Below are 25,577 nucleotides of genomic sequence, written 5' to 3' on the forward strand. Positions count from 1 at the left end.
TCAGACGGCCTTTGGATAGCAATCACAAACGCACTTCAATTCCTGCTTCGCGCATGGCCAGTTTTGCTTCACGGATACTCGCTTCGCCAAAGTGGAAAATACTGGCGGCCAATACCGCATCTGCCTTTCCTTCTTTAATGCCGTCCACCAAGTGTTGAACCGAACCAACGCCGCCGGAAGCAATGACCGGAATATCAACCGCTTCGCTGACTGCGCGTGTCAAAGGCAGGTTGAAACCTTGTTTGGTACCGTCCCGGTCCATACTGGTCAGCAAAATCTCGCCCGCACCGCGCCGCTGCATTTCGACAGCCCATTCCACCGCGTCCAAACCGGTCGGATTACGTCCGCCGTGGGTAAAGATTTCCCAATGGGTGTTTTCGGGATTGACCGCTTTGGCATCCACGGCAACAACAATCGCTTGCGAACCAAAAAAACCGGCCGCTTCGTTTACCAAATCAGGATTGGTTACAGCGGCCGTATTGATGCTGGCCTTATCGGCACCGGCATTAAGCAGACGACGGATATCGGCAACCGTACGCACACCGCCGCCGACCGTCAATGGAATAAAAACTTGTGAAGCGACTGCCTCAATAACATGCAAAATAGTGTCGCGATTGTCGCTGGAAGCAGTAATATCCAAAAAGGTCAACTCATCCGCGCCTTCATCGTTGTAGCGTTTGGCAACGTCAACCGGATTACCTGCATCGCGCAAACCCAAAAAGTTGACACCTTTTACCACGCGACCGTCTTTTACATCCAGACAAGGAATAATTCGTTTTGCCAATGCCATACTCAATACCTCTTATCCGTTCTCAGGCCGTCTGAAACCGTCAGGCCAAAAATTTGCTCAACCAATCCGGCAAATGTTGCAACAGCTGAAAATAACCAATGTCGGCCATCATCGCCAAAACGCAGGAGATGATGAAATTACTGTCGATGCGACCGACGATAGAAAAAATCAAACCGGCAAATACCCACACTATCCCATTGAAAATCATCCAATAGGTATCGATAATCGGCAAATCAAATGCCGTCAACTACCGCAGTATCACTGCAATCAGTGTAAACCACAAACTTTCGCTTAGCGGATACACTTCGCGATCGGATGACCAGATAATCCAAAAACCCAAAACAAACGCTTCAAGTATACCAATCCCTTAATAAAATAAGATATTGAGTAAGTTGTTTTTTATAATTATTTCAGACAGATTTTAAGTCTAAGGACTTTGCAAAATGCCACTTTTGAAGGCATTTTCAGCTATACGCCAACTCCTGCGCTGTTACACTTTGCAAAGCCCTAATCTGCATAATTAAACGCACTTAGGTCAAGCCAAAGAATCGGCCAGTTTTTGAGCCTGTGCGAAATCAATACTTCCCTCATAAATTGCGCGGCCAGTAATCGCACCGCTCACACCCTCTTTTTCAACGGCACACAATGCGTGGATATCGTCCAAATTCGTCAAGCCGCCGGAAGCAATAATCGGAATATTCACTGATTGGGCCAATTTGACGGTGGCTTCGATATTCACGCCGCTCATCATGCCGTCGCGACCGATATCGGTATAAACAATGCTGTTGACCCCATCGTCTTCAAAACGCTTGCCTAAATCGACGACATGATGCTCCGTTACCGTTGCCCAACCGTCTATCGCCACCATACCGTCTTTGGCATCCAAGCCGACGATAATCTGCCCCGGAAAGGCCTTACATGCTTCGCGCACAAATTCAGGATTTTTTACCGCAGCCGTACCGATAATCACATCGGTCAGACCCAAATCCAAATACTTTTCAATGGTTCCCAAATCACGGATACCGCCGCCAAGCTGTACCGGAATATCTTTGGCTACGGCGGCCAAAATTTCTTTAATTGCCGGAAAATTTTGAGGAACGCCTGCGAATGCGCCGTTCAAATCGACCAAATGCAAACGGCGTGCGCCTTGATTGCGCCAATGCAACGCCATCTCTGCCGGCGAGTCGGAAAACACCGTCGCCTGCTCCATCAAGCCTTGTTTTAAGCGAACACAGCGTCCTTCTTTCAAATCAATGGCAGGTATCAACAGCATTTTTTCTCCTCTATTCAATTTCAGTATATTTTACACAAATTAGCGATTTTTAGCAGATTTATGTTAAAAGCCTCAAATCTGCCAATTTAAAAAATTACGCAGCAGTAACAATCCTGCCTGATGGCTTTTCTCCGTATGGAACTGTGTGGCAAACACATTGTCCTTACCGACAATGCAGGCAAATTCATTCGGATATTCGCTGACGCCTAAAACAATCTCTTCATTTTTCGGCGCAAAATAATAACTGTGAACAAAATAGAAATACTCGTTCTGCCCAATGTCTTGAAATAAAGGATGCGGACGGGTTTGGCGCACTGTATTCCAACCCATATGCGGCACTTTCAGACGGCCTCCTTGCGCATCGGTTTGATTGGGCAAAAACCGTTTTACTTGCCCTTCAAACCAACCCAAACCATCTGTATCGCCTTCTTCGCTGTGTTCAAACAATAATTGCGCACCTACGCAAATTCCAAAAAACGGCTTGTTTTTCAGGCCGTCTGAAACCGCCTCGCCCAAACCGCTTGCCTTCAGCGCAGACATACAATCCGGCATGGCACCCTGCCCCGGAAAGATAACCCTATCAGCCGCCATCACTTCTTCAGGCCGCGAAGTCAGATAAACCTCGGCATTTTGATTGGACAAAACCTGCGCCGCCTGAACAGATTTCAATACTGAGTGCAGGTTTCCCATTCCATAATCGACAATCGCTACTTTCATTGCTTCTCCTCAGGCCGTCTGAAAACATTTAATGATTAATATAATAAGAATGATTGTAGCAAAAGATGCTTTAAAACAAAATATTGTCGATATACAAGACAAATAATAAAAGGCCGTCTGAAATCCCGATCGGTTTCAGACGGCCTTTATTCATTCACACGATGCCTTATTCTTCAGATGCGTTCGGCTTCTTCCTGAACAGACTCTTCGCTCAGCGTGCCTTTGGTAGAAGGCGTTTGACCCATCATGCGCGGATCGTATTCGACCGCCATGCGCAAGGCGCGACCGAAGGCTTTGAAAACGGTCTCGGCTTGATGATGTGCATTACGGCCGCTCAAGTTATCGATATGCAAGGTCATCATGCTGTGGTTCACAAGGCCGTGGAAAAATTCTTCAAACAAATCAACATCAAAACGACCGATCAGGGCGCGGGTAAAGTCGATGTTGTACACCAAGCCAGGGCGGCCGGAAAGGTCGATGACTACACGGCTCAACGCTTCATCCAGCGGAACATAGGCATGGCCATAACGGGTAATGCCGGCTTTATTGCCAAGTGCTTGTTTCAGTGCCTGACCCAATACGATACCGATGTCTTCAACCGTGTGATGGTCGTCAATGTGCAAATCGCCTTTGCAGGTAATATCCAAGTCAATCAAACCATGACGCGCCACTTGGGCAAGCATGTGTTCAAGGAAAGGAACGCCGGTATCCAAGCGGTATTTGCCGGTACCGTCAAGATTGAGGCTGACGGTAATTTGGGTTTCGCAGGTATTGCGGGTAACGGTAACAAAACGGCCTTCGGTTGAAACACCAGCTTCGACTGCTTCGACAGTTTGTTTTTCCAAACGCGCGGCTTCAACCGCTGCTGCTTTTTCTTGATCTTTGCTGTGGTCACGGTTCAGCCAGCCTTTGCGTTTGTGCATACCGGATTCCAACTTCGCAGCCAGGCTCGGACGAATGCCGCGTGCAGACTCATCGCCTGCTTGTTGTTCCAAACGGCGTTTGAGCTGAGACAAAGAGGCGGAGTTTTCATAACCGCAAGCACGTGCAAGCTTGGTCAATGAGCCGGCTTCTTCAACCAGTAACAGAAAATTGGTCAAATGCAATTGAGCTTTGTTCATAATGGTAGTTTCCTTGGAGTCAAAGATTAGGGTAAAGGTTTTTAATAACGGCCAAGACGGCATCATTTTGCACTGCCGAGCCTATGGTTATGCGGACACACTGATCCAAAAGCGGATGGCTGCCATACAGTTTTTTAATCAGTATGCGGTTTTGCTTCAATGTTTCAAACAGCCCGTTCGCATCAGGAACACGAACGGTAATAAAGTTGGCTTCGCTCGGGAAAACTTCCAAACGGTTTAATTTCAACAATTCATTCATCACGCGCGAACGCTCGTTTTTTAATGTATCAATGTTTTGCTGAATGACTTGATGATGTTTCAATGAGAATTTTGCCGCCGCCAAGCTTAATTGATTCATGTTGTAAGGCGGAAGGATTTTGGCCAGTTCACCCATAATGCTTGGACTTGCCGCCGCATATCCCATCCGCAAGCCTGCAAAGCCGATTTTACTGATGGTACGCATTACGACCAGGTTTTCGACTTCGCCCACCCACGGAAGAAAACTGTCATGATGAAACGCGCCATATGCCTCATCGACAACCACAATGCCGGTAGCCACACGAATGACCGCCTCCACTTCTTCCCGCTTAAAGCACACGCCGGTAGGGTTATTGGGATAGGCAATAAAAATTAATGACGGCTGATGTTGCTCGATAGCGGTCAAAACGGCAGGTAGATTTAAAGAAAAATCCGGATTTAAGGGAACACCGACATATTCCATGCCATAAAGCGCGGCATTATGACGATACATAACGAAACTTGGCTCAATACCCAATACACGCGTATTTGGTTTGGCAACCAGCATAGTCAAAAACTGGATAAGCTCGTCAGAGCCGTTACCCAATGCGATTTCCGCCTTATCAGGAATACCGAAAACCTCCCTCAATTCTTCATAAATACCGCTCTTGGCAGTATGGGGATACAAATGAATCGGTGCCTGCTTTGCCAAATCCGCCCATTCTGACAATAAAGATTCATACCCGGCAAAAGGATGATGCGGACACTCCATGGCGTCCAACTTAATAAAACCTTCCGGCAAATCGGCAACCTGATAGGCTGTCATTACTTTAATATCATCACGGATAACATCAGCAACGCGATTCATGGTTTTCTATCCTCCTGAGATAAAGTATTTATAATAGTAGCACAATCTTTACTAGATATATATATTAATAAGACTATAAAACAAGATAAAGTTTCATTCATTTGAAGAAAAACAATAAATCCTTTCTTCAGCATCTTTAAGCAATATTCTTGGCTTACTTTGCCTTTTTAGCGGTATAATTTTAGGATTTCCAGTACGGCTTTACGCCCTCAATATTGTGAACAATACACGCTCCCCATTGCCTTATCTTGCAACTTCCATAAGCCTTATCCTGCTGATTCTGCTTTCCTTGTCATGGGAATTGTGGATCGCGCCATTGCGCGAAGGCGGCTCATGGCTGGCACTGAAAGCCCTGCCGCTGTGCCTGCCGTTGACCGGCATTTTGAAAAAACGCATCTACACTTATCAATACAGCTCCATGCTGATTCTGATTTACTTTGCCGAAGCCTGTATGCGCCTGGCAGACACAGCCGTCGCCAGCCGGATTTGCGCCGCCGTTTCCGTATTATTGTGCATTACCTTTTTCCTCGGCTGCCTTGCATTCATCAAACAACAAAAACACACATCAAAATGACCTACCACACACTTTCAGACGGCCTGACTAAATCTTCAGTAAAAACCTTTTGGCCTTTATGGCTCAGTTTTCTTTGGATCTGCGCCGTCCCTTTTCTCTCACTCTACCGAGTCGGCCCACTGCCCAGCTTTTATTTGGAAGCCATCTCACTGAGCGGCTCATTGGTACTGACATTGATTAGCGCACACAAGGGCCTGCTGAATATCCGCCTTCCTGCGCTCAGTATCGGCTTGTTTGCCATGGCCGCATTTTGGTCGCTCCAAGCGCGCCTCATGCATTCCACCTACCCCGGCATGAGCGACATCACTGCCTGGACATTTGTCATTTTGGCACTGGGCGCATGGTCGGTGCGGGGCTGGGTAGCAGCTTACGGACAGGAACGTGTCGTCAGCATCTTTGCTTGGTCTTTATTGATAGGTGCAACCATACAGGCTGCCATCGTCTGGTTGCAATTTAAAGGCTGGTCCAACGTAGAGTGGTTGAACGGCATCATTGCCCGAAGCAGCGATACCGTAAACGGCCAACTCGGCCAGCGCAATCATTTGGGACATTATTTAATGTGGGGTATTTTGGCGGCATCCTATTTATGGACGGCACGCAAAATGCCCAATGCAGCAGGTTTTCTGTTCGTATTGGCATTGACTGCAACCCTCGGCCTTGTCAACTCTCGCACCATCTTAGGCTACATTGCCACCTTATTCCTGATTACGCCGTTATGGTTTTGGCGTACCCGTTTCCAACACAAACGCGCACTGTGCATTTTCCTTCTAACCGCCATCCTGGCCGCCGCTTTCCAATTCGGCATGGGCAGCCTGTTGGATTTGTTTGGCAACATCAAATACGAAACCGCTGTCGAACGCGCAGGCACCAGCGGTTTTGAAGGCTCCATGCGCCAAATCGAATGGAGCAAGGCATGGATTGCCTTTCAATCCGCACCTTGGTTCGGTCACGGCTGGAACAGCTTTGCCCAGCAAACCTTCCTGATCAATGCCCAACAACAATACTTCCCCAACAATATTCTCGGCGTACTGTTTACCCATTCGCACAATATCGTCATACAGTTATTGTCCGAAATGGGCATTACCGGCACCTTGCTTGCAACCTTAACCCTGCTTGCAGCCGTATGGCGACTGTTGGGCCGCAACCAAACGCCGGCATCCCTGTTTTTATTGACCGCCGCCGCCGTCAGCCTCTGCCACAGCATGCTCGAATATCCGCTTTGGTATATTTATTTCCTCACCGTATTCAGCCTGATTCTGTCGCTGACACCTTCTTATCCGAAAGATGTTTCAGACGGCCCTTTATCTACTAGAATCAGGCAGTGGGCAGGCGGTATAGCCGCTTTATCGATTTTAATCGGCATGGCAAACCTCAGCTGGGAATATCAAAATCTGACCCAATATAGCCGTGTAGGGAAAACCGACGATCCGCAAACAGTCCAAAACAAAATCAACGGCTTGCAGCAGCTTTCCAAAGAAAGCCCCATGCTTGCCTATTACGCCGATTTAAGTTTGAGCAAACGTGCTGACCCGACCGATGCCTACATCCGCCCGTGGGCAGAAGAGGCCGCACTCAAAGCCCTGACCTACCGCCCCTACTCCAACGCCTATCAAGTCGGCCTCTACCTCTACCGACAAGGCAAAAAAGAAGAAGGTGCGCAATGGATGCAGGCAATGCAATATTATTACCCCTATATGATGTATTTCTACGCCGACAAAATACGCAGCCACCCGGCATTCGCCCCACTGCTGCCCAAACTTTTGTCTGATTGCAAAGATTTCATCAATGCACCGAAACACCAAACTGCCAAATCATGTGATAAACCCTAAACAAAACTCACTCAATTGTCAGTTTGTCCTTACAGGCCGTCTGAAAATGTAAAGAGCGACAAGTTTCTATGCAAAAAAGCGCAAAAGCACAGAAAATTACGCTATCAACAAAAGCAGATTGCATGTTAAGATTGAATACAACTCTATTTTAATCGCCGCACCGCCTATTTAGTGCCACGGCGCATACAATCACGAAAAGGAAATTCCATGAGTCGCGTATTACTCGTAGATGACGATGCCCTCTTGACCGAATTGCTGACCGAATACCTGACTGCCGAAGGCCTCAACGTTCACAGCGTTCCTGACGGCGAAGCCGGCGTTCAAGAAATTCTGACCGGACAATACGATGTCATTGTATTAGACTCCATGATGCCTAAAATGAACGGTTTGGACGTACTGAAAAACGTACGCACCCAAAGCACTGTACCCATCATCATGCTGACTGCGAAAGGTGACGACATCGACCGCATTATCGGTTTGGAAATGGGTGCGGACGATTATGTACCGAAACCATGCACACCACGCGAACTCTTGGCACGTATTAACGCCATCTTGCGCCGTGCACAGCACAGCAACGAACAAAACAACGCGCCGAACAACATTTCTGTCAGCGACGTTGTTCTCTACCCTGCCAAACGCCAAGCCAGCATCAAAGACACTCCGCTTGAATTGACCAGCACCGAGTTTAATCTGCTCGAAGTTTTGATGCGCCACGCCGGACAAGTTGTCAGCAAAGAGACCCTGTCTATCGAAGCACTCGACCGCAAACTGGCTAAATTTGACCGCAGCATCGACGTACACATCTCCAGCATCCGCCACAAATTGGGCGATGCTTCCCTGATTCAAACTGTACGCGGCTTAGGCTACCTGTTTGTTAAAAACTAAAGATTAAACAGATCAATGAAACTGTTTCAACACATCTTCGCCACATTTTGCGCAGTCATCGTCTGCGCAATCTTTGTGGCGAGTTTTTCATTTTGGCTGGTACAAAACACCCTTGCCGAAAACCAATTCAACCAACGCCGTACCATCGAAACTACATTGATGAGCAGCATCGTTTCCGCCTTCAACTCACGCGGAGACAGCGGTGCGCGTGAAATTCTTTCCGAATGGAAAAACAATCCGGTTTCCAATGCCGTTTATGTCATTGCCGGCGACGATAAAAAAGATATTTTAGGCCGCGACATTGACAGCCTCTCCATCGAACGCGCCCGTATCTTTGCCATCAACAATCCTGAATCTGATTTGGCACACATCGAATATGACCGCTTCGGCGAAGAATACCTCTTCTTCATTAAAGGCTGGGACAATCATCAAGCCCAACGCCTGCCTAGCCCACTCTTCATTCCCGGCCTGCCGCTTTCGCCTATTTGGCACGAATTTATTATTCTGTCTTTCATCATCATCGTCGGCCTGTTGATGGCATACATCCTTGCCAACAACATCACCAAGCCCATTAAAATTTTGGGTGGCGGCATGGACAGAGTAGCCAACGGTGAACTCGAAACCCGCATTTCCCAACAAGTTGACGACCGTGACGACGAATTGTCCCATCTTGCCGTGCAGTTCGACAAAATGGCCGAAAAACTTGAAAAACTTGTTGCCAAAGAGCGCCATCTGCTCCACCACGTTTCTCATGAAATGCGCTCGCCGCTGGCGCGTATGCAGGCGATTGTCGGCCTGATTCAATCTCAGCCGCAAAAGCAAGAGCAATACCTCAAGCGACTCGAAGGTGAACTGGTGCGCATGGATACTTTGGTCGGCGAATTATTAACCCTATCCCGCTTGGAAACTTCCAATATTCCTTTGGAAAAAGAAAACCTCAAACTCATTCCGTTCTTAACCAACTTGATTGAGGACAACCAAAGCATTGCCCACCAAAACAACCAAAGCGTTACCCTGAGCATTGATCCAAAAATCCCTGAAAATGCCGTAGTCAGCGCCAACGAAGGCTATCTATACCGCGCCTTTGACAACGTGATCCGCAATGCCATCAATTACAGCCCGGAAGGCAGCACCATTCAAACCCATATCGGACAAGACGGAAAAAACTGGATTATCGATGTTACCGACAACGGGCCTGGCGTAGACGAAATGCAGCTTCCGCATATTTTCACTGCCTTTTATCGTGCCGACTCCAGCGCGCACAAGCCCGGTACAGGTTTAGGGCTTGCCTTGACGCAGCACATTATGGAACAGCACTGCGGTAAAATCATTGCTGAAAATGTCAAACCCAACGGCCTGAGGATGCGTTTTATCCTTCCCAAAAAGAAAGCCGGAGACAAAAAAGAAGTCTAAAAATAAGGCCGTCTGAAACTTTTCAGACGGCCAAAAACACAAATAAGGAACCATCATGAGTGCAACTGCCCAAACCGGCTACTTCTTCATGCCTGAACACATCATCCTCGTCGGCGCCAGCGAACGTCCGCACAGCCTTGGCGAACGCATTTTCAGCCACCTGCTCGGTTCCTCATATCAAGGCAAAATCACCCCCGTCAATCTTCGACACAGCAGTGTCGCAGGTATTCCCTCCTACTCCAGCCTCAGCAAAATCCCGGGCCAAGCTGACTTGGTTGTTGCCGTTATCCCGCCCGACCATTACGACTCGCTGTTCAAAGCCTGCCGTAAAAAAGACCTACGCCACATTATCCTGATTCAAGATTGGGAAAACCTACCGCCCGAATCCTGTAAAAACGCCCGTTCCATCATTCAAAAACATCACGGTGACAAATTGAACATCACCGTGTGCAACAGCGCAGGCATCCAACTCCCCTCGCTCAACCTCAACATCGGCACCCAAACCGACTATCCCGCCGGCCATATCGCGTTACTGACCGGCCACAGCACCGTCAGCCGCAACATCAACTACCTGCTGAACACACTGCACCAAGGCGTATCGCGCCACATCAGTCTCAACTATGATCTAAGCCCTACTACATCAGCCGACTGGCTCAACCGCTTCGGCCACAATCGCCATACCAAAGTTGCCGTCATCCACTACAATCCGGCCGAGAACCAACGCGAGCTGTTCAGTGCCATCCGCCACTTTACACGCCACACCCCGCTTATCCTGTTGTCCACACACCATACCGATGACACAGACAAAGCCATCCTGCGCAGCCTCAGCCGCCATTGCAATTTCCAACCGGTATTCAATACCGCCGAACTGGAAGCGGCCTTAAAAGCCCACCTTTCCGGCATTCCCGTCATTACCAATCCCACCATTCTGTCCGACACGCCGATAGAATGGCTGCGCACTACCGCCAATGCCTGCGACTTGACCCTCGACCTCCCAACCGATGCACCATCCATCCGACAAGGCTGCATCGGCAGCAACCCAACGCCTGCACGCATCCACCGTCTGGCACTCGAACAATTACAAAATCCGCATACTCAAGCCCTGCTTGGCATTATTTCGCCAGATACGCCGGATGCGTACAGCATTCATCAAACTCTGGATAATTTGGCACAAAAAACCAGTAAGCCCATTCTCGTCAGCTATCGTTTTTCAGACGGCCTGACTCGGTTTAACACACCGGAAGAAGCCTTACTGACATTTTATTTCCGCAATCAAACAGCCTATTTGCAACAAGTGCAAAATACCCCTGCCCCAGCCAAAACAGGCCGTCTGAAAACACCTAAAAGCAAAAATATCGATAAAGCCATTGCATCCGGCCAACCCGAACTGATGGCGGAAGCCCTATATCTACCTCCGTGCCAAACCCAAAAACACAATGCCGTCCAATTTCGATTCAGCCGCCATGCCATTTACGGCAACATCCTTACCGCCCATTACAACGGCCAAACCGAAGCCGCATTACCTCCCTTTACCACGCTCGATATCCAGCGTTTAAGCCAGTTTGCAGAACTTGACAACACTTCCGTTCTCAATCAATTCCTGCATTCCCTAAACACGCTTATCCACAACAATCAGCATATCGGCGACATTATCCTCAACTACAACGGCAGCCAATACAGCAGCACCATCATTCCCGAAATCGTAGAAAAACCTGTTGCACCAACAACCAAAATCCCCAAAAAAGCCGTCCAAACCTTGGAACAGGCCGCCGCCAAAATGCAAAGCGCCGCCGCCTACCTCCAACAAAAAAATCCGGCAGCGGCCGAATTCCTACGCAATACCGGCGAAGCTGCATCCGAACTGCTGCACCCTAAAACCGAAACGCCCGAGATACAAAACGTACTTGCACCCTATCCTAGCCAAACCGATACCTTTACTCTGCCCGACGGCAACACACTGCACATCCGCGCACTAGAGCCTGAAGATGCCGAAGCCAAACAAAAATTTGTCCGCCAATTACCCGCGGCCGACCGCCATACGCGCTTCATGACCCATACCAACGAGTTGCCGCTGCCCACACTCGCACGGCTGACCCGTCCCGATTTCCATACCGAATGCGCGTGGGCAGCCTTCGCTTCAGACGGCCGTATCGTCGCAGTCAGCCGTTACAGCCGCATCAATCGCAATGAATGCGAGTTCGGCATTACTTTAGCGCCTGAGGCACGCAAAACCGGCTTGGCCGGCAAAATGATGAGCCTGATTATCCAAACTGCCACACAGCAAGGTTACCAAACCATGAATGCGGAAATCCTCAAAGAAAACACACCGATGCTCAAACTCGCTGAAAAATCAGGATTTACCGTCATCCCATCGGAAACCGACCGCAGCCTGTATCAAGCCAGCCTCAATTTGAACGAATGGCAAAACAGCAACAAAAACAAATAAAAACTTGCATAACCCGTGTGAAATATCCTAAAATTAGCGGTTTCTATATATCCGCTTTTTTCAAAAGGACTCAAAATGGTAGTTATCCGTTTGGCTCGCGGCGGCTCAAAACACCGCCCTTTCTACAACGTAGTCGTAACTGACTCTCGCAACCGTCGTGACGGCCGCTTCATCGAGCGCGTAGGTTTCTACAACCCCGTTGCCAACGAAAAACAAGAACGCGTACGTTTCGATGCAGACCGCATCAACCACTGGGTTGCTCAAGGCGCGAAAGTTAGCGACGCAGTTGCCAAACTGATTAAAGAGCAAAAAATCGCTGCTTAATCAGCCGAAACGACCATGACAAACACTCAAAAACGGGTAGCCATGGGCTACATAAAAGGCGTATTCGGCATTAAAGGCTGGCTTAAAATTGCTGCCAATACCGAATATACCGACAGCCTGCTGGACTACCCCGAGTGGCAGTTGTGCAAGGATGGCAAAACCCTGAATGTTGTGCTTGAGACAGGTAAAATTGTCAATGGCGAACTTCAGGTCAAATTTGAAGGTATAGACGATCGCGACCAAGCATTTGCCTTGCGCGGCTATACCATCGAAATCCCCAGAGAGTCATTCGCCCCTACTGAGGAAGACGAATACTACTGGGCAGATTTAGTCGGCATGACAGTCATCAACAAAGAAAACATCATCCTAGGCAAAGTCAGCAACCTGATGGAAACCGGTGCAAATGATGTTTTGATGATTAAAGGCGAACACGGACAAATCCTAATTCCCTTTGTCTCCAACTATATCGAATCTGTCGATACCGACAGCAAAACCATTATCGCCGACTGGGGTTTGGACTACTGATGCTGATTCAAGCCATCACCATTTTCCCAGAGATGTTCGACAGCATTGTCGAATATGGTGTTACAGGCAGAGCAAGAAAACAAAATCTTTGGCAGTTTCAAGCCATCAATCCCCGAAAATTCGCCGACAACAAACTTGGCTATATTGATGATCGCCCCTTCGGAGGTGGTCCGGGAATGATTATGATGGCGCCGCCGCTTCAAGCAGCAATCGAAGAAGCCAAAGCGAACTCGCAAAAACCTGCCAAAGTAATTTATCTCAGTCCGCAAGGTCAGCCGCTGACACATAAAAAAGCTGCAGAACTTGCCGAACTGCCCCATCTTGTTCTTCTATGCGGACGCTATGAAGGCATAGATGAAAGACTGCTACAAAGCAGTGTGGACGAAGAAATCAGTATTGGAGACTTTGTCGTCTCGGGTGGCGAATTACCCGCCATGATGTTGATGGATGCCGTCTTAAGATTGGTTCCGGGTGTATTGGGCGATATACAGTCAGCCGAACAAGACTCGTTTTCAGACGGCCTTTTAGACTGTCCTCATTACACCAAACCCGTAGAATTCCAAGGCATGATGGTTCCCGAGGTCTTACGCTCAGGAAATCATGGCTTGATTGCCGAGTGGCGATTGAAACAATCGCTGCGACGCACTTTAGAGCGCCGACCTGATTTATTGGAAAAGCGCAGTTTAATCCCAAAGGAATCCCGCCTCTTAAAAGAAATCTTGCAAGAGCAACAGGAAATCCAATCATAACTTAGGAAAAACAAATGAACTTGATTCAACAATTAGAGCAAGAAGAAATCGCTCGCTTGAACAAAGAAATCCCTGAATTCGCTCCAGGCGACACCGTTGTCGTATCTGTACGCGTGGTTGAGGGTTCTCGCAGCCGTCTGCAAGCATACGAAGGTGTTGTTATCGCTCGCCGCAACCGTGGCCTGAACAGCAACTTCATCGTTCGCAAAATCTCTAGCGGCGAAGGTGTAGAACGTACTTTCCAACTGTACTCTCCTACCGTAGAAAAAATCGAAGTTAAACGCCGTGGTGACGTACGTCGCGCCAAACTGTACTACTTGCGCGGCCTGACCGGTAAAGCAGCTCGCATTAAAGAAAAATTGCCTGCTCGCAAAGGTTAATAGCTTTCATCAAAAACCCACTTCAATGAAGTGGGTTTTTTGTTTTTATACAAGATCTCCTCGTTTTTCTTACACAATCCTGCAAGCCAACCACAATCTCTATTTCACATATAAGCTCAAACAGAATCGTAACTTCCCTACCTCTTTTAACCTTTATACAAAAGGCCGTCTGAAACAAAAGATTCAGACGGCCTTTAATCACATTGAGTGGTTATTTAAACCATCTTGCCAATGCTGGGATACGCGACAACAACAGTGTATCCAAAACCCAAATAACAGCGATTGCGGCAATGGCTGTTGGGAAAATCACAGCCAAAATCAGAAGTGGTACAGCCATTGCCCACCATACCGGCAATTTGATTTTCTGTGCTGGAGGAACCAAACCACGTGCTTCCGAAGGACGGCGTTTCCACCATATCACACAGCCGCTGACGCAGATGAAGATGACCGCCAAGCAGAACAAAACGTTCGCCAACACGCTCCACCAGCCCAGCGTCCCCATGTGCAGCGCGATGCTGGCTGCCATGAATTTGCCGAAGAAGTTGTAATCGTCGAAACGGATGTCAGCCAGGATTTTGCCGCTGTATTGGTCGATGTGCACCGTGCGGTCGGCAGTCGGGCTGACCATGTCGTAGCTCATCGAATCCTGCGACAGCGTCCACACGCCCGTTTCGCCTTTGGGCAGGTTGAGTTGGTAGCGGCCTTTGAAACCGATTTCGCGGGCGAAGCGGTCAACCGTTTCCAAGGTCAACGGTTCGCTCGGATTGATGCCGTTTTCGCCCTTCGTCGTACCGGAAACAGGCATGGGCGTGAGTTCCAGAACCCACGGTGCTTCTTTGGTTTTGCCGTCGTTCAACACATCGCCATGGGTCGGCACGACGGATACGGGATTCGGTTTGACCCCCCATTTACCGGCGGGGAACTGACTCCAAGACTGAACGAACTTACCGCCCCAAATGCCCGCCCAAGCAACACCCGACAGGCAGAACAACAATAAAATCAAAGAAACCCAGGTGCCGAATGCGCCGTGCATACTGCGCCACCACGAGCGTCCTTTGCCCGTTTGTGGCACAAGCATGGATTTCAGGCTGCGCTGTTTCGCCCACCACAGATAAATCCCCGTAATCATCATCAGGATGGTCAGCGATGCGGCAGTTTCTATCAGATAATCGCCCGCCGTGCCGAGCATCATATCGCCGTGGATTCCGTCCATCGTGTGATACCAGCCCTCATTGCGCGGCATGGAACTGACGACTTTCGCCGTGTAAGGATCGACGGCGACCATGGTCGCTTTGTCGTCGTTGTTCACGCGGAACACAGCAACCATATCGTCGGCGCGCGGCGCGATATATTGCACCACCGACGCGGTTTCAGGGTTCACAGACTGCCGAGCCGCTTCCGCCTGCGCCGACAAAGGCTGTACCTGCGCCTGCGGGGTAACGTGTATGCGCTCGCCTTCTTTACCGGTAATATTGGCAAATAGCAGCATTCCCAACCCTGTAACAGCCAGCAGGGTTAAAAACGGCGCAACCAAAAGTCCGGCATAAAAATGCCATCGCCAAACAGTCAAATAACAGCGGTTAGCCCGTTGTTCATTTTGGGAAGTTGGTTTTGTTTCCATATACTCTCTTCATATAGTTAAAGCAGACTAATTATTACGAATTAGCGCCAAGCATTTTAATCAAAAACATTCATTTAAGAAACCGTTTTTCCAATGCAGCTTTGAAATACTTCAATATTTAGCTTTCAGGCCGTCTGAAAAAACAAAATAGACAGAAAACAACACTTTACTGAAAATCTGTTTTAATCATTGCGGCTTCGGCAGAATTTGGTAAAATACAGGCATTACTTATTTATTTATCAAGCCGCCAAGCTTTGGCGGCTTGTGTTTTTATTTCCAATCCGGCTACCGCGCGTGGCCGGATAAAATTTTAAAAGCATCATCATGCTTTCATGGAGAACTCAATGCAAAAAATCCCTTTGACCGTCCGTGGTGCAGAATTGTTGAAACAAGAACTTCAACACCTCAAAAGCGTAGCACGCCCAGAAGTCATCGAAGCCATCGCTGAAGCACGTTCACACGGCGACTTGTCTGAAAACGCAGAATACGAAGCCGCCAAAGAGCGTCAAGGCTTTATCGAAGGCCGTATCGCCGAGTTGGAACACAAACTCTCTATGGCGCACATCATCAACCCTGCCGAAATCCATGCCGAAGGCAAAATCGTATTCGGCACAACTGTGACACTGGAAGATTTGGAAACCGAAGAACAAGTTACCTACCAAATCGTCGGTGAAGATGAAGCAGACATTAAAGAACGCAAAATCTACGTTGGCTCCCCAATTGCCCGCGCCCTGATCGGCAAAGAAGAAGGCGACGTTGCAGAAGTTCAAGCACCCGGCGGCGTACGTGAATATGACATTATTGCCGTGCAATATATTTAAATAAACAAAAGGCCGTCTGAAAACATTTTCAGACGGCCTTTTGTTGTACCTAAAAACACCATAATTAAAGAAAGTGAAATCTTCCCAGGAGAAGCATAATGAATCTACTGTACAAAATTATCCAAACTGCTGCCACCATGTGGCTCGGTATGCAGCTGACAGCAGGCTATGTTACTGCCCCCATCCTGTTCCGCCTCCTACCAAAAATGCAGGCGGGAGAAATTGCCGGTATTTTATTTGCCATTACAGCACTATGTGGCTTGGTTATTTTTGGCGCAGCCTATGCCTTTTTCAGAAAACAGCTGGCCTCACTTTCTTGGTGGATCTTAGTACTTTGGCTACTATTAGCCTGCAACCATCTTTTGGTTACGCCGGTTATCGAAGCACACAAATATGGGCTGGATAACTGGCTGCTGTCCCTAGTAGGTGGAACATTCGGCGTTTGGCACGGCTTATCCAGTATCATCTTTTTGATTTGTACGATACTGGCAGCCATCTGCGTATGGAAATGGCCCAAACCAAACTAATCTGTCTTAATAAAAGGCCGTCTGAAAAGAAGTCTTTCAGACGGCCTTTTATTTTGGAATCATTAATTCCCCGACTCTTCAAATATAAGCCATAAAAAAAATGCCCTGCATATTGCAGGGCATTTTTCACAAACCGATTAAGGTTTAGCGTAACCGTGAACGCCATTGTAAGGAGCTGGGATCCAACCTTCATCAGAAGCAGGCAATTCGCCTTGACCTTCGATAGTTTGGCCTGGAGCAACTTGACGAGTAACAACGCTGCGGATTTTAACATCAACGCGGCGGTCAGGTTCGATACAAGCGATAAGAGCAGCACGTTTCTTAGCTTTAGAAACTTTTTTGCCCAGTTTAGCAACTTCAGCTTCACAAGTAGCAGTCATTTGAGCTTGAGATTCGCCCAGACCTACTGCAGAGATTTTGCTAGAAGCAACGCCATGACCTACCAAGTAGTTAGCAACTACGTTAGCACGACGCTCAGACAGAGCTTGGTTGTATTGCTCAGAACCCATGAAGTCAGTGTGACCTTCAACACGTACGGTTTGTACGTCTTTGTTGCTCAGGCGTTGAGCCAAAGCGTCCAGGTTTTCTTGAGCTTCAGGACGCAGGTTGTCTTTATCGAAGCCGAACAGAGTTTTAGTAGACAGGGAAACAGTTTCATCAACATACTCAGGAGCTTGTTGTACAGGAGCAACTGCTTCACGATCACCACATTCAACACGGCCTTGGGTAGCTTTGTCGAAGTAGCTGTTTTTCCAGCATTCGCCGTAGTTGTTACGGACGATTTCTTGAGATTTGCTGCTTACGGTGTAACCGTGTTTGGTGTGCGCTTCGCTGGCCATAGCGGTGCCAGAGGCAACCAAGGCAACGAACAATGCGCTTAATTTCAGCTGTTTGGTCATTTTATTCCCTCATCAAATTGTTATGCGGCGGACTAGGAAAGCAACCGCTGCAAAGTACCAATATACAGGCCGCAGTATCAAAACAGCGGCAAATCGGATATATCAGGTTGCACTATAAAGAAGCGCAAGGCAAACTGTCAATACTCGATGCCTTCAAACAATCATGAAGTGCCTGCTTCCTAGTAGTTAATCATGCCGAAAAATCAATCTTGTGTCATTAATTTAGGGTAAAATCAGACAATTCATCCCCCTAAAGTTGTACAAAAACAACAAAACCCCTTTCCCTCATCTTTCCTGCATCTCCTGTTTTCATATCATTAAAAGATATTTTCATTAAAAACAATCGTTTTCAAAACTCGGAGCAAATCTGGGCAAAATATGTTAAATTACATGCCGTTTGTCGCACAAAATCCACAATAACAACGTATTCGGTACTGCTACCATGAAACTGCAACAATTACGTTATGCCCTTGAGGTTTACCGACACAATCTGAATGTCTCCGAAGCCGCCGATGCGCTTTTCACATCCCAGCCCGGCATTTCCAAACAAATCCGCCTGCTTGAAGAAGAATTGGGTATCCAAATTTTTATCCGCAGCGGCAAACGTGTGGTTTCCGTTTCACAACCGGGCAAAGCCGTATTAGAGATTTCGGAACGGATTTTGCGTGATGTACAAAACATTAAAAATATCGGCAGCGAGTTTACCGATCATGACAGCGGCTCGCTGACCATCGCGACAACGCATACCCAGGCGCGTTATGCTTTGCCCAAAATCGTTGCGGAATTTGTCAAAAACCACCCTAAAGTCAATTTGACCATCAAACAAGGCAGCCCTTCTGCCATTGCGCAAATGGTCAGCAGCGGCGAAGCTGATTTGGCAATTATTACTGAACGCATTGACGATCATCCTGAATTGGGCAAACTGCCCTGCTACGAATGGAACCATGCCGTCATTGTTCCGCACGACCACCCTCTTTTAGACTGCCGCAATCCTGTAAGCCTTGAAGATTTAGCTTCTTTTCCGCTGGTTACTTACGAATTTGCTTTTAATTCCGGCAGCAGCATCGCGCGTACATTTAATAAAGCGCATATTGAGCAACCTGATGTTGCCTTATCGGCTGCCGATACGGATGTACTGAAGACGTATGTCCGCTTAGGCTTGGGCGTTGGTTTGATGGCTAAAATGGCGTACGATCCCGTTGTCGATCAAGATTTACAGCTTATTGATGCGGCACACTTATTTGAACCGTCGCCTACTTGGATAGCCTTACGCACCGATACCTATCTGCGTGGTTACGCGTATGACTTTATCCAGATGTTTGCACCGAAACTGACCAGAGAAGTAGTTGACCGTATTCTGTACACGCCGGTTGTTGAAGACTTTTCAATTTAATATCTGACTATCACTTTCGCAACTTAACAATTATTCTTTAATTCTTGTTAAAAAGGCCGTCTGAAATATTGAACTGCACCCCAAAAGTTGGACACCCCCCCCTCCAACTCACAAGGTGCAGTTTTTTTATGAGCAAATATACATTACACTTCAAATACCAAGCCGTACTCCACTACCTGCACATACGCAGTCAACAGCGTACCGCAGACCACTACGGCATTTCCCGAACCAACCTGCGACGATGGATACGCGCCTATCAAGAAGGCGGCATCGGCGCACTCGAACATCCCCAATCCAAAACCATGCCCCAACACCGCAAAAACCCCTTCATCGCCGACAAACCCGACCACGAAAAAACACAGGCAGAGCTTATCGAAGAGTTGTGCTATATGCGCGCAAAGGTTGCCTACCTAAAGGAGTTAAAAGCCCTCAGCAAAAAACAGACCGAAAAGGACAAAGCCAAACCGTCCAAACACTGAGGGCGCAACACCCGCTCAAATACCTGCTGCACATCGCAAACCTGCCCAAAAGCAGCTTTTACTACCATCATCAGGACCGACCCGACCCCAATGAAGCCGACAAAGCCCTTATCGCCGAAATCTACGAACGGCATAAAGGACGCTACGGGCAAAGGCGCATTGCAGCAGCATTAGGTTGGAACCGCAAAAAAGTGGCGCGGCTGATGAGGCAGCTAGGACTGAAAGCCCTCATACGGGCAAAAAAAGCCTACCGCCATCCCGCCATGGGCGAAATATCGGAACACCTCCTCAAACGCCGGTTCAAAGCCCGAAAGCCCAACGAAAAATGGCTGACCGACGTGACCGAACTCAAAGGAAAGGACGGCAAACTGTACCTCTCGCCGATCTTGGACCTGTTCAACCGCGAAATCATCGCCTACGCCATGAGCCGCAGAGCCGACAGTGAAATGGTGAAGGAAATGCTCGAAAAAGCGGCACCCCGGCTGACTGATAAAGGAACGATGCTTCATTCGGACCAAGGTGTGCTGTACCGTACGGCGGGGTATAGGGAATTGCTTGCGGAGTATTTCATGGTTCAAAGCATGTCGCGAAAGGCGAATTGTTGGGACAATGCACCGATGGAAAGCTTCTTTGCGGTGCTGAAGACGGAGTGTTTCTACCGTGCAGGGGAATTGACGGTGGATGAATTGATGAAACAGATAGATGACTATATGGATTACTACAACCGCGAGCGTTGCAGTTTGAAATTGAAAAAGCTGAGTCCTGTCGCATACAGAACCCGGCTTACACAGAGTGCCTGAATAGGCTTTTATGAGTGTCCAAGATTTGGGGGCCAGTTCAATATTTCAGACGGCCTAAGATTCAGATAGCATGCGAACAACCGGAAACCATTTTCTTCAAAGTTGTCGCATCTAAGATTTTGATGTGCTTGTGTTCAACCGAAATCAAGCCTTCATGATGGAATTTAGACAAGGTGCGGCTGACTGTTTCCAGCTTCAGCCCCAAATAGCTGCCGATTTCCTCACGCGACATCCGTAAGATAAAATCATTGGCGGCAAAACCTCGTGAATAGAGACGCTGAGACAGGTTAAGCAAGAATGCTGCCAATCGCTCTTCAGCACGCATATTGCCCAAAAGCAACATAACACCCTGATCTCGGACAATTTCACGGCTCATCAGGCGAAAAAAGTGAGAGCGGAGGCTGGGAATATCCTGACCGAGTTCTTCAATATGTGTAAACGGAAGCTCGCATACTTCGCTGTCTTCCAAAGCCACAGCATCACAGCTGTGAATATGGGAACAAATCCCATCCATACCGATCAGCTCGCCCGACATAAAAAAGCCGGTTACCTGATCTCGTCCATCTTGGCTGGCGACTGTTGTCTTAAAAAAACCCGCACGGATGGCAAACAAAGAGGTAAACGGCTCGCCGGCACGGAACAGGTATTCACCTTTTTTCAGACGGCGGCTTTGACGAATAACCGCGTCCAGTTGTGAAAATTCGTTAGGCATCAGTCCGACAGGCAAACACAGTTCACGTAAAGAACATGTGGAACACAAGGTTTTCATTTGATGTGTTGCATTGTGTGTAGCCATAACGCACCTTTAATTTGCTTAATTCTCTCAATCCCTGATTAAGCCGAATAACTATTGACCCATGTCAAAGTCGGCATATCATTATGAGGCATTCTACCAAACTATCGAAATTTTGACTAAAATTTTCCCTAATTTACCTACTTTATACTACAAGCCCCTACCATGAAAATCATCCCCATCTCAAATAACACCAACACAAACAATGAATTACCGGAATTTGACCGTGAATTGATTGCCAGTTTGCCATCAAGCGGTCCCCGTTATACATCCTATCCGACTGCCGACCGCTTCCATGAAGGCTTTAAAGAAGCCGAATATATCCAAGCTTTAAGCCTACGCAACATGGGTGCGCTCAATAAACCCCTTTCGCTCTACATTCACATTCCTTTCTGCAATACCATCTGCTACTACTGCGGCTGCAACAAAATCATTACCAAAGACAAAAGCCGTGCCGATGCCTATATCCAGTATCTGGAAAAAGAAATGGAATTGCTGGCGCCGCATTTGGGCGGAAGACACCAGCTTGCGCAGCTCCACTTCGGCGGCGGTACGCCCACATTCCTGAGCGACGACCAACTCGAACGCGTCTTCGACATGATTTGTAAATACTTCCAGCTGATTCCCAACGGCGAATACTCCATCGAAATCGACCCGCGCAAAGTCAGCCGCGAAACCGTCCTCAAACTGGGCAAACTCGGCTTCAACCGCATGAGTGTCGGTATTCAAGACTTTGACCCTAAAGTGCAGGAAGCCGTCAACCGCATTCAAAGTTACGAAGAAACCAAAGAAGTGATTGATGCCGCGCGTGAAGCCGGGTTTAAATCGGTTAGTGTCGATTTGATTTACGGCCTGCCACACCAAAACACCGAAAGCATCAAGACTACCATCGACACGGTCTTGTCCCTCAATCCCGACCGCCTCGCCCTTTACCACTACGCCCACCTGCCGCATATCTTCAAACCGCAACGCCGTATCGACACCAATGTCGTACCCGGCAGCGAAGAAAAACTCGATATGCTGCAATATTGCGTTCAAACCCTGACCGAGCGCGGCTATGTCTTCATCGGTATGGACCACTTTGCCAAACCTGACGACGAACTCTCCATCGCCCTCAAAGAAGGCTTCCTGCAACGCAATTTCCAAGGCTACTCAACCTATGCCGACTGCGATTTGGTGGCAATCGGCGTGTCCTCTATCGGCAAAATCGGCAGCACCTACTCTCAAAACGAGCGCGACATCGATGCCTATTACGCCGCTCTTGATGCCGGACATCTGCCGATTATGCGCGGCTACCAGCTTAACCAAGACGATATCCTGCGCCGCAACATCATTCAGGATTTGATGTGCCGCTTCTCGCTTGATTATCAAATTTACGAAAGCGTGTTCGGCATTCCGTTTAGCCGCTATTTTGCAGCCGAACTGGAAGATATGAAGCAACTGGAAACCCTCGGCCTGGTCCGTCTCAAACCGCACAGTCTGACCGTTACGCCGAAGGGCCGTTTCCTGATCCGCAATATCGCCATGGTGTTCGACTACCATTTGCGCCATAAAGAAACCAAAGCCAAATACTCGCAAACTGTGTAAACACTTAGGCCGTCTGAACATATATGCTATATTTCAGACGGCCTTTTTTCACATTAAAAGCAACACAAAATGGAACAACCCGATTTCTTCCCCATCCCCAGTCCCTGTATAGGTGTCTGTGAAGCTAATGCCAAAGGTTATTGCAAAGGCTGTCTGCGCAGTCGGGAAGAGCGCTTGTACTGGCTCCAGATGACCGACAGCCAAAAGCACCAAGTCATGCACCTTCTGTCCCTCAGGAAGGCCAAAATCCGCAACCGCAAACTGGAAAAAACTGAAACGGGCGAACATCCGGTTCAAAACCTGCTCGATTTCTAAATTGCCCTTGCCTACCGCACACCACAATAAGGAAAAATATGAAAAAACTGCTCGCCTGCCTGCTTGTGCCATTGACCGCCCTTGCTTTGGGTGCCTGCAAACCCGCCGCAACTTCACCCGAAAGTAAATCTGCCGAACTTAATTGGCAGCAGCCTAAACTGACCAGCAATGTTTGGAAAATCAGCAAAGAAGGCCAACCCGATTCCTACCTGCTCGGCACCATCCACATGGGACGAACCAATCAAACCTTGTCTTCCGATGCAGTCAAACTGTTGCAATCCACCGACCAATTGACGACAGAAGTTGACCCACTGCCGGACAGCAGTCCGGAAACGAAAAAAATGTATCAAAAATACTTCAAAGAAGTCATGAGTACCGAACCGCTCAGCCGCAAGCTCGGCAAAACAGATTTCCGTCTTTTACAAGAAATCTATTCACAAAATGAAGAAAGCCGGCCCATTGCCCAATTTGCCGACAAACTCCATCCGTGGGCCGCATTCATTTTTGCCGGCAGTACATTTTCCAAAGGGTATAGCTCAGAAACCGGTGCAGATATGTTGCTGACCAACGCGGCCGCCGACATCAATAAGCCGCGTGGTTCATTGGAAAGTTTGGACGATGTTACCGCGATCTTCAAAGCCCAGCCTGAAGAAACCATGCTCAACTTTCTGAAAGCCAGTATTAAAACCAATAAAGAAGAAACCGAAGATATCAAAAAACTCCATCAAGCCTATTCAGACGGCCGCTTTGAAGAACTCATTCCACTTTTGGAAGAAACCGAACAACGCACCCTCAAACTTGTTGATACCAAATACGCCAAAGCCATGTCCGATTGGCTGAAAAACGACCTCCTGATCCGCCGCAACTTGGCATGGCTGCCTGAAATCCGCAAGCAATCTGCCAAACAAAGCACCCTCTTTGCTGTCGGTATTGCCCATTTACCCAGCGAAAAAGGCTTAATCGAACTATTGCGTCAAGAAGGCTATCAAGTAACGCCCGAACCCAAAGTCCTGATTTGGCAATAAACCCCAATCAAACGACAAGGCCGTCTGAAAGTCTTTCTTTCAGACGGCCTTTATTTAATCTCTATTAAATGAAGCAGTAAACAATGTTGAGCGAAAAACTCAATCGCCCAATGCCGCCACCATCACCGCTTTAATCGTGTGCATCCGGTTTTCTGCCTGATCAAACACAATGCTGGCTTCACTTTCAAAAACTTCTTCCGTTACTTCCACACCATTCAGACCGAATGTCTCATAAATCCATTCGCCGACCTTGGTTTCGCGATTATGGAAAGCAGGCAGGCAATGCATAAACTTGACTTGCGGATTTTCCGCCGCCGCCATCAGCTCAGGCGTAACGCGGTAATCTTTCAGCAAATCGATACGTTCCTGCCAAGCCTCTTTAGGCTCGCCCATGCTGACCCACACATCAGTATGGATAAAATCCACGCCTTTCACGGCTTCCTGCACATTCTCCGTCAACAGAATCCGTCCGCCGGTCTCTTTGGCAACAGCCTGCACCATCTCGATAATGTTTTCAGACGGCCACAGGCTTTTCGGCGCACTGATACGCACGTCCATGCCCAATTTCGCAGCCAACACCAGCAACGAATTGGCCATGTTGTAACGCGCATCACCGACATAGGCAAATGCAATTTGATTCAAAGGCTTGTCGCTATGCTCGCGCATCGTCAGCGCATCGGCGAGCATTTGAGTCGGGTGAAACTCGTTGGTCAAACCATTGAACACAGGCACGCCTGCATACTTGGCCAGCTCTTCCACCACATCCTGTCCAAAACCGCGATATTCGATACCGTCAAACATCCGTCCTAAAACACGCGCCGTATCCTTAATGCTTTCCTTATGCCCGATTTGGCTGGCAGACGGCTCCAGATAAGTCACCCCTGCCCCTTGGTCGCGTGCGGCCACTTCAAACGCGCAACGGGTGCGGGTTGATGTTTTCTCAAAAATCAGGGCAATGTTTTTTCCCTTCATCCGCTGCACTTCACGCCCTGCTTTTTTAGCAGCCTTCAATTCGGCGGCAAGGTCGAGATAGGTGGTAATTTCTTCCGGCGTAAAATCCAAAAGTTTTAAAAAATGGCGGTTTTTCAGGCTCATGTCTTATTTCTCTATTCTAGCGTGGGCGTTGCCCAACATTTTTCTCCATGCAGATTTCGTCGGACTTCCATCGACATTCTGCCGCTCAATT

The 25,577-nt window shown here is 48.2% G+C and carries 27 protein-coding genes; 17 read left to right on the forward strand and 10 right to left on the reverse strand.

Going from position 1 to position 25,577, the window contains the following annotated elements; translation table 11 throughout:
- Positions 1-22 precede the first annotated feature (22 nt).
- From hisF to hisC, 6 genes are all read right to left on the reverse strand, one after another.
- Positions 23-790, reverse strand: coding sequence for an imidazole glycerol phosphate synthase subunit HisF (gene hisF, locus FAH67_RS06950; protein WP_003679442.1), 768 nt, complete (start codon positions 788-790; stop codon positions 23-25).
- Positions 791-830: 40 nt separating this feature from the next.
- Positions 831-1,022 (reverse strand): hypothetical protein, encoded by a 192-nt coding sequence (locus tag FAH67_RS12100; RefSeq protein WP_232500792.1) that lies wholly within the window; start codon positions 1,020-1,022, stop codon positions 831-833.
- 303 nt (positions 1,023-1,325) lie between these two features.
- On the reverse strand, positions 1,326-2,063 hold the full coding sequence (gene hisA / locus FAH67_RS06960; protein WP_003679446.1) for a 1-(5-phosphoribosyl)-5-[(5-phosphoribosylamino)methylideneamino]imidazole-4-carboxamide isomerase: 738 nt from the start codon (positions 2,061-2,063) through the stop codon (positions 1,326-1,328).
- A 72-nt stretch (positions 2,064-2,135) separates the two neighbouring features.
- A complete protein-coding gene (gene hisH, locus FAH67_RS06965; protein WP_112890881.1) occupies positions 2,136-2,780 on the reverse strand; it encodes an imidazole glycerol phosphate synthase subunit HisH in 645 nt (214 codons plus the stop codon).
- Between the two features lie 173 nt (positions 2,781-2,953).
- Positions 2,954-3,901 carry an imidazoleglycerol-phosphate dehydratase HisB gene (gene hisB / locus FAH67_RS06970; RefSeq protein ID WP_003679452.1) on the reverse strand — a complete coding sequence of 316 codons (948 nt, stop codon included), beginning with the start codon at positions 3,899-3,901 and terminating at the stop codon, positions 2,954-2,956.
- Positions 3,902-3,920: 19 nt separating this feature from the next.
- Entirely contained in the window at positions 3,921-5,006 is a 1,086-nt protein-coding gene (gene hisC, locus FAH67_RS06975; RefSeq protein WP_003679453.1) for a histidinol-phosphate transaminase, read from the reverse strand.
- 217 nt (positions 5,007-5,223) lie between these two features.
- On the opposite strand from hisC, the gene FAH67_RS06980 reads away from it, so the two are divergent.
- From FAH67_RS06980 to rplS, 9 genes are all read left to right on the forward strand, one after another.
- On the forward strand, positions 5,224-5,580 hold the full coding sequence (locus FAH67_RS06980; RefSeq protein ID WP_039863538.1) for a DUF2069 domain-containing protein: 357 nt from the start codon (positions 5,224-5,226) through the stop codon (positions 5,578-5,580).
- On the forward strand, positions 5,577-7,409 hold the full coding sequence (locus FAH67_RS06985) for a PglL family O-oligosaccharyltransferase (protein ID WP_003679457.1): 1,833 nt from the start codon (positions 5,577-5,579) through the stop codon (positions 7,407-7,409). The genes FAH67_RS06980 and FAH67_RS06985 overlap by 4 nt, the downstream gene beginning before the upstream one ends.
- Before the next feature lie 207 nt (positions 7,410-7,616).
- Positions 7,617-8,294, forward strand: coding sequence for a two-component system response regulator MisR (gene misR / locus FAH67_RS06990; RefSeq protein ID WP_003679459.1), 678 nt, complete (start codon positions 7,617-7,619; stop codon positions 8,292-8,294).
- A 15-nt stretch (positions 8,295-8,309) separates the two neighbouring features.
- Positions 8,310-9,707 (forward strand): HAMP domain-containing sensor histidine kinase, encoded by a 1,398-nt coding sequence (locus FAH67_RS06995; protein WP_115287611.1) that lies wholly within the window; start codon positions 8,310-8,312, stop codon positions 9,705-9,707.
- A gap of 55 nt (positions 9,708-9,762) precedes the next feature.
- Positions 9,763-12,153, forward strand: a complete 2,391-nt coding sequence (locus FAH67_RS07000; protein WP_112890882.1) for a bifunctional acetate--CoA ligase family protein/GNAT family N-acetyltransferase — start codon at positions 9,763-9,765, stop codon at positions 12,151-12,153.
- 75 nt (positions 12,154-12,228) lie between these two features.
- Positions 12,229-12,477 (forward strand): 30S ribosomal protein S16, encoded by a 249-nt coding sequence (gene rpsP / locus FAH67_RS07005; RefSeq protein ID WP_003679465.1) that lies wholly within the window; start codon positions 12,229-12,231, stop codon positions 12,475-12,477.
- Positions 12,478-12,492: 15 nt separating this feature from the next.
- Positions 12,493-13,002: a ribosome maturation factor RimM gene (rimM, locus tag FAH67_RS07010; RefSeq protein WP_003679467.1), complete on the forward strand. Its 510-nt coding sequence runs from the start codon at positions 12,493-12,495 to the stop codon at positions 13,000-13,002.
- The gene (gene trmD, locus FAH67_RS07015; RefSeq protein ID WP_003679468.1) at positions 13,002-13,751 is read left to right on the forward strand and encodes a tRNA (guanosine(37)-N1)-methyltransferase TrmD; all 750 of its coding nucleotides are present in this window, start codon (positions 13,002-13,004) and stop codon (positions 13,749-13,751) included. The genes rimM and trmD overlap by 1 nt, the downstream gene beginning before the upstream one ends.
- A 14-nt stretch (positions 13,752-13,765) precedes the next feature.
- On the forward strand, positions 13,766-14,131 hold the full coding sequence (rplS, locus tag FAH67_RS07020) for a 50S ribosomal protein L19 (protein ID WP_003679470.1): 366 nt from the start codon (positions 13,766-13,768) through the stop codon (positions 14,129-14,131).
- Positions 14,132-14,342: 211 nt separating this feature from the next.
- Here the strand turns inward: rplS and FAH67_RS07025 are convergent, their stop codons facing one another.
- Positions 14,343-15,752: a PepSY-associated TM helix domain-containing protein gene (locus FAH67_RS07025; protein WP_003679471.1), complete on the reverse strand. Its 1,410-nt coding sequence runs from the start codon at positions 15,750-15,752 to the stop codon at positions 14,343-14,345.
- A 344-nt stretch (positions 15,753-16,096) separates the two neighbouring features.
- On the opposite strand from FAH67_RS07025, the gene greA reads away from it, so the two are divergent.
- Together greA and FAH67_RS07035 are read left to right on the forward strand one after the other, a co-directional pair.
- A complete protein-coding gene (greA, locus tag FAH67_RS07030) occupies positions 16,097-16,573 on the forward strand; it encodes a transcription elongation factor GreA (RefSeq protein ID WP_003684304.1) in 477 nt (158 codons plus the stop codon).
- A gap of 98 nt (positions 16,574-16,671) precedes the next feature.
- On the forward strand, positions 16,672-17,100 hold the full coding sequence (locus tag FAH67_RS07035; RefSeq protein WP_003679473.1) for a DUF4149 domain-containing protein: 429 nt from the start codon (positions 16,672-16,674) through the stop codon (positions 17,098-17,100).
- Between the two features lie 137 nt (positions 17,101-17,237).
- Here the strand turns inward: FAH67_RS07035 and FAH67_RS07040 are convergent, their stop codons facing one another.
- Positions 17,238-17,999 carry an OmpA family protein gene (locus FAH67_RS07040; protein ID WP_003679475.1) on the reverse strand — a complete coding sequence of 254 codons (762 nt, stop codon included), beginning with the start codon at positions 17,997-17,999 and terminating at the stop codon, positions 17,238-17,240.
- Positions 18,000-18,441: 442 nt separating this feature from the next.
- Here FAH67_RS07040 and FAH67_RS07050 point away from each other — a divergent pair, with 442 nt between their 5' ends.
- The 3 genes from FAH67_RS07050 (at position 18,442) to FAH67_RS07060 (ending at position 20,671) form a co-directional block, all read left to right on the forward strand.
- Entirely contained in the window at positions 18,442-19,392 is a 951-nt protein-coding gene (locus FAH67_RS07050) for a CysB family HTH-type transcriptional regulator (protein WP_003679476.1), read from the forward strand.
- Between the two features lie 128 nt (positions 19,393-19,520).
- Positions 19,521-19,871 carry a helix-turn-helix domain-containing protein gene (locus FAH67_RS07055; RefSeq protein ID WP_112890781.1) on the forward strand — a complete coding sequence of 117 codons (351 nt, stop codon included), beginning with the start codon at positions 19,521-19,523 and terminating at the stop codon, positions 19,869-19,871.
- Positions 19,775-20,671: an IS3 family transposase gene (locus tag FAH67_RS07060; RefSeq protein ID WP_112890689.1), complete on the forward strand. Its 897-nt coding sequence runs from the start codon at positions 19,775-19,777 to the stop codon at positions 20,669-20,671. The genes FAH67_RS07055 and FAH67_RS07060 overlap by 97 nt, the downstream gene beginning before the upstream one ends.
- A 61-nt stretch (positions 20,672-20,732) precedes the next feature.
- Here the strand turns inward: FAH67_RS07060 and fnr are convergent, their stop codons facing one another.
- Positions 20,733-21,467 carry a fumarate/nitrate reduction transcriptional regulator Fnr gene (fnr, locus tag FAH67_RS07065; RefSeq protein ID WP_039862092.1) on the reverse strand — a complete coding sequence of 245 codons (735 nt, stop codon included), beginning with the start codon at positions 21,465-21,467 and terminating at the stop codon, positions 20,733-20,735.
- A gap of 162 nt (positions 21,468-21,629) precedes the next feature.
- Between fnr and hemN the strand changes: the two genes are divergently transcribed.
- The 3 genes from hemN (at position 21,630) to FAH67_RS07080 (ending at position 24,391) form a co-directional block, all read left to right on the forward strand.
- Positions 21,630-23,051 (forward strand): oxygen-independent coproporphyrinogen III oxidase, encoded by a 1,422-nt coding sequence (hemN, locus tag FAH67_RS07070; RefSeq protein ID WP_003679302.1) that lies wholly within the window; start codon positions 21,630-21,632, stop codon positions 23,049-23,051.
- Between the two features lie 69 nt (positions 23,052-23,120).
- Entirely contained in the window at positions 23,121-23,366 is a 246-nt protein-coding gene (locus FAH67_RS07075; protein ID WP_039863519.1) for a DUF1289 domain-containing protein, read from the forward strand.
- A gap of 38 nt (positions 23,367-23,404) precedes the next feature.
- A complete protein-coding gene (locus FAH67_RS07080) occupies positions 23,405-24,391 on the forward strand; it encodes a TraB/GumN family protein (protein ID WP_003679304.1) in 987 nt (328 codons plus the stop codon).
- A gap of 99 nt (positions 24,392-24,490) precedes the next feature.
- Here the strand turns inward: FAH67_RS07080 and FAH67_RS07085 are convergent, their stop codons facing one another.
- A complete protein-coding gene (locus tag FAH67_RS07085) occupies positions 24,491-25,486 on the reverse strand; it encodes an ornithine carbamoyltransferase (protein WP_003679305.1) in 996 nt (331 codons plus the stop codon).
- Between the last annotated feature and the right edge of the window lie 91 nt (positions 25,487-25,577).

The sequence above is a fragment of the Neisseria flavescens genome (genome assembly GCF_005221285.1).
Taxonomy (GTDB): Bacteria; Pseudomonadota; Gammaproteobacteria; order Burkholderiales; family Neisseriaceae; genus Neisseria; species Neisseria flavescens.